General features: G+C 33.9%; 16 protein-coding genes. 4 read left to right on the top strand and 12 right to left on the bottom strand.

Going from position 1 to position 14,883, the window contains the following annotated elements; translation table 11 throughout:
- Positions 1-112 precede the first annotated feature (112 nt).
- The gene (locus ABES52_RS02265; protein WP_429648508.1) at positions 113-1,087 is read right to left on the bottom strand and encodes a DNA adenine methylase; all 975 of its coding nucleotides are present in this window, start codon (positions 1,085-1,087) and stop codon (positions 113-115) included.
- Positions 1,088-1,221: 134 nt separating this feature from the next.
- Between ABES52_RS02265 and ABES52_RS02260 the strand changes: the two genes are divergently transcribed.
- Together ABES52_RS02260 and ABES52_RS02255 are read left to right on the top strand one after the other, a co-directional pair.
- A complete protein-coding gene (locus ABES52_RS02260) occupies positions 1,222-2,175 on the top strand; it encodes a type II restriction endonuclease (RefSeq protein ID WP_429648506.1) in 954 nt (317 codons plus the stop codon).
- 97 nt (positions 2,176-2,272) lie between these two features.
- Positions 2,273-3,064 (top strand): DNA-methyltransferase, encoded by a 792-nt coding sequence (locus ABES52_RS02255; RefSeq protein ID WP_429648504.1) that lies wholly within the window; start codon positions 2,273-2,275, stop codon positions 3,062-3,064.
- A 50-nt stretch (positions 3,065-3,114) separates the two neighbouring features.
- On the opposite strand, the gene ABES52_RS02250 is transcribed toward ABES52_RS02255, so the two are convergent.
- From ABES52_RS02250 to ABES52_RS02240, 3 genes are all read right to left on the bottom strand, one after another.
- Positions 3,115-3,627, bottom strand: a complete 513-nt coding sequence (locus ABES52_RS02250) for a hypothetical protein (RefSeq protein ID WP_429648502.1) — start codon at positions 3,625-3,627, stop codon at positions 3,115-3,117.
- A 78-nt stretch (positions 3,628-3,705) separates the two neighbouring features.
- Entirely contained in the window at positions 3,706-3,894 is a 189-nt protein-coding gene (locus ABES52_RS02245; RefSeq protein WP_429648500.1) for a hypothetical protein, read from the bottom strand.
- 33 nt (positions 3,895-3,927) lie between these two features.
- A complete protein-coding gene (locus ABES52_RS02240) occupies positions 3,928-4,389 on the bottom strand; it encodes a hypothetical protein (protein ID WP_429648498.1) in 462 nt (153 codons plus the stop codon).
- Between the two features lie 1,016 nt (positions 4,390-5,405).
- Here ABES52_RS02240 and ABES52_RS02235 point away from each other — a divergent pair.
- Complete coding sequence (locus ABES52_RS02235; RefSeq protein WP_429648496.1) at positions 5,406-6,239, top strand: hypothetical protein; 834 nt, start codon at positions 5,406-5,408, stop codon at positions 6,237-6,239.
- A gap of 35 nt (positions 6,240-6,274) precedes the next feature.
- On the opposite strand, the gene ABES52_RS02230 is transcribed toward ABES52_RS02235, so the two are convergent.
- A complete protein-coding gene (locus tag ABES52_RS02230) occupies positions 6,275-6,412 on the bottom strand; it encodes an HIT family protein (RefSeq protein ID WP_429648518.1) in 138 nt (45 codons plus the stop codon).
- A gap of 258 nt (positions 6,413-6,670) precedes the next feature.
- On the opposite strand from ABES52_RS02230, the gene ABES52_RS02225 reads away from it, so the two are divergent.
- Positions 6,671-7,636, top strand: a complete 966-nt coding sequence (locus ABES52_RS02225; RefSeq protein ID WP_429648494.1) for a bile acid:sodium symporter family protein — start codon at positions 6,671-6,673, stop codon at positions 7,634-7,636.
- Between the two features lie 174 nt (positions 7,637-7,810).
- On the opposite strand, the gene ABES52_RS02220 is transcribed toward ABES52_RS02225, so the two are convergent.
- The 7 genes from ABES52_RS02220 to ABES52_RS02190 all read right to left on the bottom strand — a co-directional run bounded on the left by ABES52_RS02220 (position 7,811) and on the right by ABES52_RS02190 (position 14,622).
- The gene (locus ABES52_RS02220) at positions 7,811-8,602 is read right to left on the bottom strand and encodes a peptidoglycan-binding protein (RefSeq protein ID WP_429648492.1); all 792 of its coding nucleotides are present in this window, start codon (positions 8,600-8,602) and stop codon (positions 7,811-7,813) included.
- Between the two features lie 352 nt (positions 8,603-8,954).
- On the bottom strand, positions 8,955-9,689 hold the full coding sequence (locus ABES52_RS02215) for a hypothetical protein (protein WP_429648490.1): 735 nt from the start codon (positions 9,687-9,689) through the stop codon (positions 8,955-8,957).
- A 355-nt stretch (positions 9,690-10,044) separates the two neighbouring features.
- Entirely contained in the window at positions 10,045-11,163 is a 1,119-nt protein-coding gene (locus tag ABES52_RS02210) for a hypothetical protein (RefSeq protein ID WP_429648488.1), read from the bottom strand.
- Positions 11,164-11,176: 13 nt separating this feature from the next.
- Positions 11,177-12,451, bottom strand: a complete 1,275-nt coding sequence (locus ABES52_RS02205; protein WP_429648486.1) for a hypothetical protein — start codon at positions 12,449-12,451, stop codon at positions 11,177-11,179.
- Complete coding sequence (locus ABES52_RS02200; RefSeq protein ID WP_429648484.1) at positions 12,426-13,316, bottom strand: ABC transporter ATP-binding protein; 891 nt, start codon at positions 13,314-13,316, stop codon at positions 12,426-12,428. Before ABES52_RS02200 ends, ABES52_RS02205 begins: the two co-directional genes overlap by 26 nt.
- Positions 13,310-14,074 carry a hypothetical protein gene (locus tag ABES52_RS02195; RefSeq protein WP_429648482.1) on the bottom strand — a complete coding sequence of 255 codons (765 nt, stop codon included), beginning with the start codon at positions 14,072-14,074 and terminating at the stop codon, positions 13,310-13,312. The genes ABES52_RS02200 and ABES52_RS02195 overlap by 7 nt, the downstream gene beginning before the upstream one ends.
- A complete protein-coding gene (locus tag ABES52_RS02190) occupies positions 14,071-14,622 on the bottom strand; it encodes an RNA polymerase sigma factor (RefSeq protein ID WP_429648480.1) in 552 nt (183 codons plus the stop codon). Before ABES52_RS02190 ends, ABES52_RS02195 begins: the two co-directional genes overlap by 4 nt.
- Positions 14,623-14,883 lie beyond the last annotated feature (261 nt).

Genomic DNA, 14,883 nt, shown 5'->3' with positions numbered 1-14,883 from the left:
ACCACATTTAGTGTAGAGCCTTTTTTATTTGTATTTAAAAGATAATAAAATTGGGATGAAAAAGGCACCCTTTTTTTATAAAGGATGCCATGTTTAAATGAGATTTCTATTCTTAATAATTTGTAATTAGCAGCTCTGTTATTTCTCCTCTTTTATCTCCTTTAGAATTAATATTTCTTCGAGCATAAACTCTATTGAGATTGTAAAGATTATTATTATTTTCATCAGGTTTAAAGTAAAGTTCATCAAAAAATTTATCATCTGGTTTTACATTTTTGGGATCAGAGTTACTTAGCATCACATATGCTCCAAGTTTATCAAGTTGTTTAAAGTAATCAGCAAGTTCTCTTTGATTATCATCGTTGAAATCATATTTACTATAAGAAGTGAAACTCGAGCTCTCAGTTATTGGCCGATAAGGTGGGTCAAAATACACAAATACCTGTTCTTCAGATGAAATTATATACTCAATTGTGGCATAACTTTGCTTATAATCACCTGGCTCCGCTATTTCTACTTTTTCCAACAAGTGATGAACAGCTTGGAGATTTTCTTCATCACATATTTTTGGATTTTTATATCTTCCCATTGGAACATTAAATTGTCCTTTTTTATTTACACGAAATAGTCCATTAAAACATGTACGATTTAGAAAAATAAACTCACTTGCTCTTTTTACTAAAAATTCCTCAGTTGGATTTGCTTCAAATTCTTCTAACTCCTCATTGAACTTACTTCTAACACTCATATATATTTCTTTTCTTAAAGGTTCATCAGCTAGAAGATATTCTTCTTCTTTTCTTTTAAGCTCTTCAATTAAAAACTTTACATTTTCACTTTTGATAACCTTATAAACATTTATTAGCTCAGGATTAATATCCCAAATAAATGCTTTTTGAATTCCATATTCATCATTTTGCAGTAAATCAAACAATACAGCTCCGCTACCAACAAAAGGCTCTACATAATACTTAACTCTTCCCAATTTTAATTCATTGGGCAAATGTTCCCGTATTTCAGGAAGTAATTGGGTTTTGCCACCAGCCCATTTTAAAAACGGTTTAGCCTTAACTATAGAATTTATCATCTTCTCACCCCGAACATATGTTCTTATTCCTAGTATAACACATCTTACTCTAGTTTTCTATAAATTCATAATTGAAATTCATTGGAAGATCATCTATTATTTTATTAGTAAAATAATAATTCAGGAGTGTCAACATGATACAATTACCTTATCATTTAAATCGAAATTTGTCGAATCCTGAAGAAGCATTTAATTATTTCATAGAAACCCTCAAAGACAGTATCTTTACATGGGATTATTTTGTTGACTTTGAAAAGGTAATAAAGAATGTATCAGAAATTGAAGCCGAATTAAAAACTTTAAATCGTCTTATTGGACTTACTAACGAAGAGTTTGATGCAATCTTTATTAATATTGTTTCTGATTACCCAAGTATAAGAAAAGCTCTTCCGATATTAATAGCTTCTCGAATTTCTAAGATTGCTGAGACACCGATTGTAGATGATATTAAAACAATTGAAGCAGTAAATAAAAAATATCTTTTTGATCCTAAAATTCCTTTAACTGAAAATATAAAAAAAGATTTATTAACATTTATGGAACAAACGGGATTAAAAACCTTCTTTGTTAATCGTGAAGTCAATAATCTAATTGATTTTTGTAAAGGGATAGAAGTTGGAATGGACACCAATGCTAGAAAGAACCGAACTGGTACTAGTATGGAGAATATTGTAGAAGAATATATTAAAGTATTTTGTAATAAATATAATTTTAAATACATAGTTCAAGCTACAAAGAATAAAATTTGGGCCAACTGGCAAATTAACATTGAAGTTGATAAAATTGATAGACGGTTTGACTTTGCAATATTAGATAACCAAAAACAATTATATCTAATAGAAGTAAATTATTATGGCAGTGGAGGTTCAAAATTAAAGGCTACTGCTGGGGAATATAAGGAAGTCCAAAAATTCCTTTCAGATCAGGCGGTTAAATTTATTTGGATTACAGATGGAAAAGGGTGGCTAACTGCAAAAACCGCACTTAATGAAACATTTGTAATGAATGACTACACATTTAATTTACAAATGTTATCAGATGGTATTTTAGATGAAGTTGTACAATCTAAAAGATCGATAAAAATCTAATATAAAAGAGAAACCACTTTTTGGTTTCTCTTTTCTTTTGGAATAAAACAATATTGTTTGTTAAAATGAGATAAAATCTTACCAGAGGTGTAAGTAAATGAATTTCCAAAACAAAATTTCTTACTATTATGAGTATGCCGATTTTAAACTAATACTAGGTGATAGCCTAGAAATGATGAAAAAATTTCCTAGCGAAACATTTGATATGATATTTGCCGATCCTCCCTATTTCCTTTCTAGTGGAGGTATCACATGTAATTCAGGAAGAATGGTTAAAGTGGATAAAGGTGAATGGGATAAGTCGTTATCAATAAATGAAAAACACGATTTTAACAAAAGATGGTTATCAGAGTGTAAACGTCTTTTAAAAAAAGGTGGTACAATTTGGATTTCTGGAACATATCATAATATATATTCTATAGGAATGGCTCTAGAAGAGCTTGAATTTAAAATTTTAAATAACATCATATGGGAAAAATCAAATCCTTCTCCAAATCTGAGTTGTAGGTACTTCACACATTCGACTGAAACAATTTTATGGGCAAAAAGAAATAAAAATGAAAAACATAAATTTAATTATAAATTAATGAAAAGCCTTAATAACGGAAAACAAATGAAAGATGTGTGGACCTTTTCAACAGCGAGTAAATCAGAAAAGAAATATGGCCATCATCCAACACAAAAACCATTGAAATTACTAGAAAGAATAATAATGGCAGCAACTGATGAAGGAGATCTGATTTTAGATCCATTTAATGGTAGCGGTACAACAGGAATAGCTGCATCTAGACTCAAGAGAAAATATCTTGGGATTGATATTGAGCAAAGCTATTTAGATATTACAGTTAATCGACTAAAAGATTCATTTCAAATGAAATTTGAGATTTAAAAAAAAAGCGCATGAAGAAGAAACTTCATGCGTTTAAATTTTTTTGTTGGTTATTTTAATGAAATTACTCGAACCCACTTAACATTTTCCTGCAGTAAATCACGGTTAACAAGTCTACCTACAGTAATATAAACTGTATTACCAACAGGGGTAGATGTTTCTCTTTCTACAAACTTATCCATATTTTCTATAAACCAATCTCTTGTTTCAGGCATAGGTAGTATATGTAATTCTTTTTCGTCAACAAAATAATAGAATACAAAATTTGCTTCAGTATACATAAAACAACCAGGAGTTCCTTTACTTTTATTGCTAACAGTTTCAAAGAAATAATTCCCAGTCCTATAATATCTATCTCCTTTTACTTCAATTTTAGTAGTTACTTTTTTACCATTATTATACCAGTTCCAAAGTAAATCAATATCTTTTTCTCTATATATAGGATCATCTTCAACATTAATCACATTTATAGTATATGGAAATGATTTTAAATACTCTTCAATATCTCTTGAAGCTCTTTTAGCAACACTATTAGCTTCATTCATAGTGTATCTTTTTCTCAATACAAAGCACTCCTTAAATTTCACTTAATTAGTAATAAAATTATTACGCTTTATTATTTTTATAAAAACTTATGTTGATTATTCTATTAAATCAAAATCTATCTTATTAGTTTCCGTATTATATGTGTATTTTATTAAAGAAAGGGAATTCCATTGTGTCGATTCGACTGGACGAAATCCTTTGGTATATTTTCTTACTCCTACCATCTTTGCATAATTTCTTACTTCTTCATTAAATTCATTTGCTACTGAAAAAGCTCGAATCATTGAATAGTCTCCATATGAGTACTCTTGATTAATCTATTCCACATATTTCAATGTTTGGTCAACATCATTTTTAGTAGCTGAATCTTTCTTTAATTCAACTACTAAATATCTAGAAATTGTTGGTTGAAACCCAGGAATAAATCTATACCCGAATATGTCCATTTTATCCATATAATCAATTTTAAATGGAGCCGCAATTACTTGGTGTGAAAGGTAATCCCAATCCCCAAAAACTTTTAATGTTTCTTCTTCTTTATTAGCAATTTGAAAGAGTAATCCCGCTTCAAGCGCCATTTCGTGTTTCAAATTATTTCCATTAGCTCCAAATTGTAAAATGTCCATGGCATTAAAACGATGTTCATCTTTCAAATTAGAACTAATTTCATGATGTTTATTTTCAAATTCAGCAGAAAATATATGTTTTTCATCATTAGAGTATATGTATTCTTGATTTGCTTTTAATATAGCATCTTTTAAAGCTTGATTTTTCTTCATTATCAATTTTAATAAAAGATAATTCCCAAAATGCTCTTAACACTTTAAATTTTGATGGATTTGAAGATAATGCTGCATCTATATCAATTCCCTTTTTAAAAAAATGAGGTGAAGGCTTAAATATACAAATCACCGTTGTTCAATACCGTTATTTTGACTAAATAGGTTTTCATCCCATAACACATCATTTTTTAATTTTTCATAATTGTATCTTTTTGGAATATTAGCCTCTGGAAAATTTAAAAATTTGCAATCGCTATTAAACTCAACTAACTTACCTATTCCATATATCTTCCTTTGAATAAAAAAGTATATATTATCTCCTGGTTTCATAGTAGTATAATCTGCAAATGTTCCCTCGTGATGAACTCCTCAAATGCTTTTATTTGGTATTTTAATTTTCGTTGAGTAAACACCGTTTTTAACATAGAGTGAAAGTGATTCAAGATTATCTAGTCTCATTATATATCCTGCCAAAAAAACCTCCTATTATTATACATTTTATCATAAAATTGGTTCTGTTTAATAAAACGTGCTTGGTTCTCCCTCTCGTTCTTTTTCAGAGATTCTAATCTTATTGGTAGTGCAAATTTTTCGTTGTTCAATCCCCTAAGCTCCGTCAAATTATTGATTTGAATAAGTTCATCTTACCATTTCTTAAATATTCAAGGAATTAAGTATGTGGAACCCTTTGGAAGAACAAACTGTGTAAAAGCCTTTAAGGATAAGAATGAATGAGGATTTTTGATTTTGTTATCTTTTACTTATAAAAAGTACATTAAATAAAATGTATAAACTGTAAGGATGAATTAACATCTATGAATAGTAATTTATTAATGTATCTTCCTGATTCCATTCTCTCTATATATTACCATTATTTAGATTATTTTCTCTTTGCGAATTCTCCCCTAAACCATAAAAAAGTATTGGGGTTGTGATATATTTAATAAAATTATAACTAGGAAGTCCCCAATTCCCCTTCTACCTCCTATATAGCAGGTGGGGAGGTAGAGAGTATGATTCAGCAAAAATCGATTGAGAATTTTAATGAGTATAGTCAGTTTGAGTCGTTGAAGGATTTTAATAATAATATTGAGGCGTTTTTGTTTGAGCACAAAAAAGATTTTACGCGTTCGGAGTTAATGGCGTTTAAAGGACTCGTCCGCTTTTGTGCGAAAGTGTACGGGGTGTCGAATGCGTCCATAAGTACGATTTTACGTGCTATTTCCGATCGGTATAACGGGCATGGGGTGTCTGAAAGTACGTTTCATCGGATGAAACGGAAATGCGTGAAGCTAGGGATTTTAACGGTGAAAGAAACGGTCAGAAAAGACGGATCGCAATCTAGCAACCTGTGGATATTTAATCGTTTTTTAAAGAAAGATGATTCTCGTTCAAACGGAAATGACATCCCTTCCAACCAACGAAAACAGCAAGAAACCGCGAAAAATCAGCAAACAATTGATGAACAAATGACACCCCAAAAAACTAATCCTCATTCTTTTAAAACTAGCAATCTAAATAATAAACGTAATGACGTTCAACTAAACTACACATATACTAGCAATCGAGTGCCGAAGGAATTTCGTAATCTCGTGAACTGTTTTTTTGACAATTACAAAATGATCGAAGAATTGTGGAAAATTATCACCATCCAAACACGGTGCTTAACGTATTACACACTTCAAGACAAAGTAGATCTTGCTGTAGACACATTTAAGCAATTAATCCGTAACTTAAAAAACGGCCGGAAAATTAAAAATATATTTGGCTATTATTGGGGAATTGTGAATAATTTCTTAGACACGGAAATGTATGAACTTATGGCGACGTTAGGTGAAACGGACTAATTTACATTTGTTAATAAACGATTTCACCAGATAAACTAATATTTCTGTTTATCTGGTATCACCCCACGTACCCCGCCTCTTGGGTCGTTCATGTCTCCTTTATATCTTGGGATGAGGTGGACATGGACATGAAAAATCGTTTGGCCGGCGGTTTGGCCGCAGTTAATGCCGATGTTGTAGCCATCGGGTTGGTATGTTTCATCAAGGAACTGTTTGCCTAGAAATGTAGTCCCAAAGACGTTTATGGTAAACTGGCATGTGAATTTTCTCTCCCTTAATTCAAGTATTCTACCACTAGTTTAATTGGATTTTTTATACATGACTAGTAACCAACCATGATATACTTAAATCATTTCCATATATTTTCATCATTTAATATGATACATGTAATAAATGAGTCTCATACTATGTTAACAAGGAGTCAAACATATATGCTGAATCAATTCAATCGAATCCTCCAAAAATGGATGCCATTGATTACTCCGGCGAGTGTGGTTATTGGAATCGTTTTTTATGAGAGCTTAGATAACTACATGTTTCTAGTCCCGTGGATTTTTGCGGTGATGACGTTTACGGGGAGTTTGCGGTCAAACTTTCATGATTTGAAAAAAGTGTTCCAGCATCCGCTGCCGTTACTTGTTGCGTTACTGACGCTTCATTTGGTAATGCCGCTCATTGCTTTTGGTACAGGAACACTATTTTTTCATGATGACCCTTATATAGTCACCGGACTCATCTTGGCGTTCGTCATTCCGACTGGTATTACGAGTTTGTTATGGGTGACGATTTATCAAGGGAACGTTGTGTTGACCTTATCCATCATTCTTGTGGATACGTTGTTGTCACCTATTGTTGTTCCGGCGATGTTGCAATGGCTGGTCGGGTCGTCGGTGGAAATGGACGTTGTCGCCATTATGAACGGGTTGTTATGGATGATTGTCATTCCATCGCTATTAGGAATGATCACGAATCAATATTTAAAGAAAAGCAAAACCGAAAAACTAGCCGCGACCCTTTCTCCTTTTTCCAAGCTAGGAATTGGTGCGGTGGTGGCGATTAATAGTTCTGGTATTGCTCCATATGTAACCAAGGTGAATACACGGTTACTATCCATTATCGTCGTCGTGTTTTTGTTAGCATTAGCCGCCTATGGAATCGGTTGGATCAGTGGAAAGATGTTGAAGTTCAAACGTAGCACGACGATTTCGATGATGTACAACAGCGGAATGCGAAACATCAGTGCAGGTGCGGTTATTGCGATTACGTATTTTTCAGCTCCTGTCGCCATTCCGGTCATCGTTGGCATGCTGTTTCAACAAGTGTTAGCTTCGCTCGTGGGAAGTGTATTGGACAAACGGAAGCTACCATTGAACACGGATCGAGTCGTTTCGCGATAACAAAAGCGCGCTCCCAAAAGTATCGGGAACGCGCTTTCTTTTATGAAAAATGAGAGAACCTCATCTTGCATGTTCTGTTTACCGTGATTAAAGTGATTCCAAATGTCATCCCCTTGAGCAAGTATAGAAAATCAGTTTTATTTCAAACAAAGCAACTACCCTTTATCTGTACCGTTATTCTATCACTGTAATACGCACATTTTTACGTCCCCATTGCATCGCGGAGTCTTGATTTTTAATAAATACATCGATTCTATTCCCTTTGATCGTACTGCCGGTGTCAGCTGCAATCGCTATGCCGTAACCTTCCACTTTCACGATAGATCCAAGTGGAATCACATTAGGATCCACAGCAATCACTTTCGCATCATCAGCATATTTTTTCAGGTTAATACCCATCTTGGTGATACCGGAACAACCTGAACAATCTGCCGTGTAGGCTGTGCTCTCAACGGTTAATGCCTTTCCAGCAGCCGTTTTCGGAGCGGCTTGTCGGTCGAGCTCCCTTCGAGTTTGTGGACCTACAACGCCATCTACCTTCAGCCCTTCTTCTTTTTGAAAACTCTTAACAGCACTCTCAGTGCCTGATCCATAAATTCCATCTACACTTCCAGCGTAATTCCCCGCCTGCTTCAGTTGGCTTTGAATTTTGGCGACATGTATTCCAATATCCCCTCTTCTTAAAATTTGAATGGCATGAAAGGTTTGCGGACCCGCAATGCCGTCCACCTTTAAATTCCTTTTCTTTTGAAAATCTATAACAGCCTGTTCAGTTATCGATCCAAAGTATCCGGTTGAGGCAGGATAAGGAAATAAACCTTTGGTCATTAAATAATCCTGTAATTCTTCGACATCTGAACCCGACATCCCTTCCTTTAATGTACGATCCCCAAAAGCTGCTTCAGCCCATAACGGAGTTGCTACTAATACGACTCCTACAATAAATGTCATCAAGATGCCTTTCATTTTCATTCACCCTCTCACAATCTAGTTGTTCGATACATTAAATAGATTCGTGAGAAAGTGATAGAAGATGAGGTTTGAATACGAATTCCCTACAAAATACCTAATGCCTCTTTTGAACAAATCATCGGTTTGTTACCGATTGACCTCTTCTATTTAGAGATATAGTATCAGTTTGTCCAAGAGTAAGAGATTACTTGTAATCAATGTCTTAAACTAATGATGGTGATTACCCGCCGATAAGGTCAATAAACACATTACACCCTTTTACCGCCCTTGATACTTGTAAAAATAACTACCTGACCGCGACGAGGGTTAAGTTTTTATATATGGATGCGTCCATTAAAAAAATACGTTATGATGAACGCTTATTATTTCTTTTAAGCGGTGAAACACATTGAAAATAATAATTCGGCTCATGCTTTTCATGTAATTGATTCCAAGGATACACGTCTTTGATCGAACCTGTAAATTCAATTGGTTTTGAATGGGAAAGGGCTTCAATTTTATATTCAGGTGGGCAGTTTTTCACCTCATATTCACCTAATTTGATAGGAATGCCTAAAACTGTAATAGCATGTAAAAATTGATTTTGAAAATACACATCCACCAAATGAAAATCAATATATTTGGTTTCGCCGTTTTCTTTATACACAATATAAAAATGCGGAGTTCTGTGAGTGTATTTTGAACGATATATTAATTTCGTTTGTTTTTCGATTACACATTTTTTTATATGTTTGATAGGAATTTCTAACGTTTTATATCCTTTTTTCTTGGAATCTACCTTTTGAAAAATTAGAGAAGTTTTTGATACCGTTAATTGAAACGGATGACGATGCTCTAATATTTGATCACTAATGGAAAACCAAGCGATACACCCGGCAAAGAAGCCTATAACTAAAAGAAATAGAGAGAGTAATGCCCAAAGCCAATTCCAATTTCCCCATCCATTATTTAATATGTTTTTGATTAATTCATACGGAATATAAACATCAAACAAAAGGAAAAATCCGATGCCCATAAATGCTAATAAAAAGGCCGACACCCAATTCATTTCTTGAGTTTCTTTGTAAGAAAATAGATTCATATGACATCACTTCCTAAATGGAAATTATTCTATCTTCTTATAATTTTGTCAATATTTAGATATAAACTTATATCGCTTACTTCTAGGATTGCAACTAAAACCGAGATTGGGAGTTTTGTACCGTTTATCCAAAGGTTGCATTCCCAATTCTATGTGCCAGTTCGGATGGTTTATGTGCCATTTCCGATGATTTATGAGCCTGTCTCCACTTTCTATGTGCCAAAATCGTCAACTAATGTGCCTTTTCATCAGGCTATGTTCCAAATCTGAATTCTTATGTGTCTATGTACCAAACTCAACCTCTCAATGGATCGTCCAAATAAAAAATACTCAGAAACGATAGTTCTGAGTAAGCTTATACAATATCAAGCACTTTTTCTTTTTTCCATCTTAAAATCATGAAGATTATACCAATGAAGAGCAACGCCATATATAAGCTCGGAGCTAAATACTCAGGTAGACGAAGAGTCGTTACGTTTTCGATTAAGTATTTTAGTAAGTACCCGACCAATCCTAAGAAAATAGGTACTTGAATGCCAATGACCATTAGATAATTCGATGAAATACTTGAAATAAAGCAGACGATGAGTGACAAAATGATACCTAACAAATAAATTGCGACAACTGTCATAACGTTATAATGGAAAAATGAGAGGTCGTACCAAAGCTGGACATCATTAAAAATAGAGTTCACTTTTGATGCGAAAAACATGTGAACTTGATTTTGCGAATAAATGGTGAAATAACCTATCAATTGTACAGTGATTAAAAGAATAGTTGAAATAAGAGCAGTTATCATCTTTGTGGTAAAAACGCTTCTCCCTTTTTTTGATGTATATTGTAATAAACGAACATGATTTCGTTTATCGGACACATAAATTGGAGATAACAGAACAATAATGCTTACGATGATGATGATTGTCACGTTTTTAATAATACGATTATAGTTTTCAAAAACGAACCATGGAAGAATGGATTGATAGGTACCACTATCGATGATTTGATTAATTTTCCCCTCTTGCTTTGGAGTTAGTTCCTCATATAATCCCTTGATCCACCGATCCCTCATTTCGTATCGTTCCATTATGTATTCCAACGCTTCGAGCTTTAAAAATAAATCCACTTGTTCTACATCTAATTCATCATTACTAAGGTCAGCCGTTCGAAAGTCTTCATACGTCCGAATTCCTGCATGCGCAAAATCTTCTCTGGACTGGATGTATTGATCGGCTTGTTTTACCATATCGTTATACCACTTTTTCAAGTCGGTAAATTCTTTTTCATCGATGGAAACTCCATATTTCTCTATCATCTCTTTTGATAGATGATATTCATCTAATGTCGGACGTCCATTCGGAAAATGCTTAATATCAAAATCAATAAACAAATAGTACATAACGATATTTATCAGTATAATAAGTAGAATATTTTTCCAATCAAACAGTTTTTTCATTTCATAATACACCAGTCTCATAATAATCCTCCTTTTAATACACATCCTGTTGTTTAAACCTTCTTACTGAATATAGCGCAACAATTAATAACAAAATCGACCAAACAACGATCGTAACTAGTTCATAGTATTTAAATGTAGTAAACGCACCGCTTTCCATGAACCATAAAAATGGGTTTAGTATTAATATAAATGGGGTGAAATGAGCAATAATGATAGCTATCGAATTTTTTGCCATCACACTCGGAAGTAATAACCCCGCTCCAAACAATACCCAAAAGAGAAAAAACACAAAGTAACTATGGCGAATCCACATGGCAATCACATACGTCATCGTACTAAATATCAAGACGCTCAACAAAAGGAGTATGCTTGCTAACGTTAAATACAAAACAAAAGGCAGGTTCCACCACGAAATATATGGATAATCATACTCCCAATTAAACCCACTGCTGATGGGTACCTTCCATAAACCTGAGTAATCAAAAATACTAAAGTACGCTATGAACGTTCCACCTAAAACAAGAACCGTTGTAATGGAACTAGCTGTGAGGGAAACGATCCACTTATCCACACTTAGCCTTCTCCCTCTTTTCGATGAATAGGTTAACAGATACGTTTTATTTTCAAATTCAAAATTAACCAAATAGCCTGTTAAAAGGACAGCTAATATTATGGATTCAAATAGAACCGCCCGAAACAACGTCTGGAACAACAATGTATGCATTTTGTAAAAAGAACCGATAAAAAACAAATGATTGTACTCGTTAGTTTCAATTAACTCGGTAAACCGTTCTTTCAGCTGGGCATACTGTTTATTAACAAAACGTTCAGCTTGCCCTGATAACCCGTATCTAGAAATTTGAAACTTAGCGATATTCATCACATCAAAGTTTTTATAATAGGTATCTAGGTCGTTAAGGTAATAGTAGTACGATTCCACAAGAGCAATTTCCTCAATCCATTGCAGTTGCTCTTCGTCTACCTTCGTTTCTTCAAAAGCTCCATGATGAAAATCTTCTAAAAACTCTTGAACTGTATGATACTCCTTTGAAAAATATACCTTTGTGAACTGTTGAAAATCGTCTAATTGTTCGAAATAATACTCCTTAAAGCGATCCGCCTTCTCACCATTCATTTCATGACCAAAGCGATCGACGAGTTTGGTCAACACCGCTAACTCTTCCCTTATGTGGCTATGTTGATAAATGATGAACATGTTAAATGAAAGAAAAATCACCAAAAGACTGACCAATATTGGAGACGTTCGGACTTTTGTAAACTCATATTTCATTATTGTCCACATCATGTGATTGCTCCTCATCTTGATACGCATATAAAAACACATCTTCTAATCTAGGTGAAACGATGGTCCAATCTGTTTGAGGACTCGATGCAATAAATCGAACTTTCCATTTTCCTTTTCGTTGCATTTCTGATAAGGTGAAATGGTTCTTCCTAAATTGCACCATTTCTTGATCGTCCACTTCTGTTTCAAATACTTTTCCCTCTAATAGTTGACAAATATTTCCGATGGTATCTTTATAAAGAACCTGTTTATTTTTAATCATAATAATTTCGTTGGCGATGGACTCGACATCCGAAACAATATGGGTAGAAAGAATAACAATACGGTCTCTTGCTAAGTCAGACAACATATTGCGAAAACGTACCCTTTCTTTTGGATCGAGGCCTGCTGTCGGTTCATCTAAAATCAAGATTTTCGGGTCATTTAACATCGCTTGAGCAATTCCTACTCGTTGAATCATTCCACCTGAGAATTTCTTCATTTTTTTATGAGCCACATCAGCAAGGGCTACTTTTTCTAATACATCGTACACCCGTTTTTTAGCTACTTCTTTTTCAATCCCTTTCAACGCCGCTAAATAAAGTAAATATTGAACAGGGGTATAATTTTTGTAGTAACCAAATTGTTGAGGCAAGTACCCTAACACTTCACGGTACCGTTCATCAAGCTGAAAAATATCGATTCCTTCATACAAAATGTCCCCTTTTGTCGGATAAAGTAAAGTCGTCAACATTTTGATTAATGTTGTTTTCCCCGCTCCATTTGGTGCTAATAATCCATATACTCCATGATGAAATTCAAGCGAAATATCTTCTAATGCACAAAAATCCCCGAAATATTTGGTCACATTGTTCATCACTAACATCTTGCCTCTCTCCTTCTAACCGTTGTTTGCATCATGTCTTGAATTTGCTTTACGTATAGATATCCACATAGAAATACAACGAAGATATACACATATATCGGTATTTGACTTAAACAAGTATGATAAAATTCGTCACTATATATGAAAAGCACACAATTTAGAAACACCCAGGCGGTGAGCCATCCATAAAACACCCGACGCGACCGATAGCGAATGATGACATAGATAAAAAGCGCTGAAAAAATAAAGAGGGAAGAAATCGAAATCGTGAATAATTCCCAAAAATGAACGACACGATTTACTTGAATACTTAAAAATGCTGCCCCTAGCAAACTTAACAAGATGCTGAGAATACTATAGACTAACATGCGAAAAGCTGTAAGTTGATAAAAGTTGTACTTACAAACCATTTCTACTTCATACGTTTGATCCTTATCTAGCAAAGCCCAGAATGAAAAACTAATATATATGAGGGGCGATGTGATAAACATAAAAGAGTAGACGTTTCCGATATCATTTTGGAAATAATTTGTGGATTGTAATACTGTAAACGTAAAAATAATGACCAACATGAATAACGTGAAGGCTGTTTCATACCAATCTCGAAACAAATGCTTCACACCAACTTGTCGATACATGTTTTTCAAAAAAGCGAAAAAAGAGTCCCGGTCATTGCCAAACTGATTGACAATCGTGTGAATTTCATACTGAATAGTTTCTTCATCTGGATATTCAACGTGAAATTTTTCCTTCCTCATTGGCCATCCCCCCTCATTTTGTTTTTGATTTTTTTCACAGCCGAATAATACTTCGTTTTCACCGTCGCCTCCGGTAGGTTTAATATGTCAGCAACTTCGGAAAACGTATAATCTGAAAATAGCTTCAGTCTGAATATTTGTTGGATGGAAGAATCGAATTGAACAAGAAGATGCAAAATTCTCTCGACATCTTCTTTATATTCCAACGTCAATGTAAAATCATCCCACTGAGAAGGCTCATATTCTTCAATCGGTTCTGCTAAGTGATGGTATTTGTAATATTTTGAACGGTAATAATCAATGATTCGATAGGTTGCTAGTTTATAAAGCCACGTCCTGAACGAAGCTTTTTTCTCATCAAAAGAACGGATTGATTGAAGCATGCGTAAAAAGATTTCTTGCGTTATGTCCATTGCTAATTCTTTATTCATCGTTTGCTTATACACATAGGCATATATTTCTTTATAGTATTTAGAAATCAGTTGATTGGCAGCTTTCCGGCAGGACTTTCTTTTGATTTTTCTGATCCACTGTCTTTCCTGATCCATCATTCACATCTCTTTTCTTTTCTAGCAGATTTATGGAATTGGAAACTTCTATCTATTTATTCGTAACAGAGGAAAAAATAGTTTTAAAGAAATTTATTTTTTAGAAAAAAGTGGATTGGTTCTGAGGATTCGAAATTGAGGAAGATAAGGGGAAAAAGGCGCCGTTGTTAGCGCCTTGCAAATTTCATACTCTTTCCAAAATAGCAAAGCGTTTTAAAATACAGTTTTTCCTAACATAAAATAACAGTTTCATAGAAGCTA

Source organism: Aeribacillus pallidus (assembly GCF_050478865.1).
Lineage (GTDB): Bacteria > Bacillota > Bacilli > Bacillales > JACDOC01 > JACDOC01.
The sequence above is the reverse complement of the archived record's forward strand: the minus strand, read 5'-3'. Positions and strand labels throughout refer to the sequence as shown.

Bases quoted from the DNA above. Each gene is read 5' to 3' on its own strand.
- ABES52_RS02265 (WP_429648508.1), bottom strand. From the start codon at position 1,087: ATGATAAATTCTATAGTTAAGGCTAAACCGTTTTTAAAATGGGCTGGT.
- ABES52_RS02260 (WP_429648506.1), top strand. From the start codon at position 1,222: ATGATACAATTACCTTATCATTTAAATCGAAATTTGTCGAATCCTGAA.
- ABES52_RS02255 (WP_429648504.1), top strand. From the start codon at position 2,273: ATGAATTTCCAAAACAAAATTTCTTACTATTATGAGTATGCCGATTTT.
- ABES52_RS02245 (WP_429648500.1), bottom strand. From the start codon at position 3,894: ATGATTCGAGCTTTTTCAGTAGCAAATGAATTTAATGAAGAAGTAAGA.
- ABES52_RS02240 (WP_429648498.1), bottom strand. From the start codon at position 4,389: ATGAAGAAAAATCAAGCTTTAAAAGATGCTATATTAAAAGCAAATCAA.
- ABES52_RS02235 (WP_429648496.1), top strand. From the start codon at position 5,406: ATGATTCAGCAAAAATCGATTGAGAATTTTAATGAGTATAGTCAGTTT.
- ABES52_RS02225 (WP_429648494.1), top strand. From the start codon at position 6,671: ATGCTGAATCAATTCAATCGAATCCTCCAAAAATGGATGCCATTGATT.
- ABES52_RS02220 (WP_429648492.1), bottom strand. From the start codon at position 8,602: ATGAAAGGCATCTTGATGACATTTATTGTAGGAGTCGTATTAGTAGCA.
- ABES52_RS02215 (WP_429648490.1), bottom strand. From the start codon at position 9,689: ATGAATCTATTTTCTTACAAAGAAACTCAAGAAATGAATTGGGTGTCG.
- ABES52_RS02210 (WP_429648488.1), bottom strand. From the start codon at position 11,163: ATGAGACTGGTGTATTATGAAATGAAAAAACTGTTTGATTGGAAAAAT.
- ABES52_RS02205 (WP_429648486.1), bottom strand. From the start codon at position 12,451: ATGATGTGGACAATAATGAAATATGAGTTTACAAAAGTCCGAACGTCT.
- ABES52_RS02200 (WP_429648484.1), bottom strand. From the start codon at position 13,316: ATGTTAGTGATGAACAATGTGACCAAATATTTCGGGGATTTTTGTGCA.
- ABES52_RS02195 (WP_429648482.1), bottom strand. From the start codon at position 14,074: ATGAGGAAGGAAAAATTTCACGTTGAATATCCAGATGAAGAAACTATT.
- ABES52_RS02190 (WP_429648480.1), bottom strand. From the start codon at position 14,622: ATGGATCAGGAAAGACAGTGGATCAGAAAAATCAAAAGAAAGTCCTGC.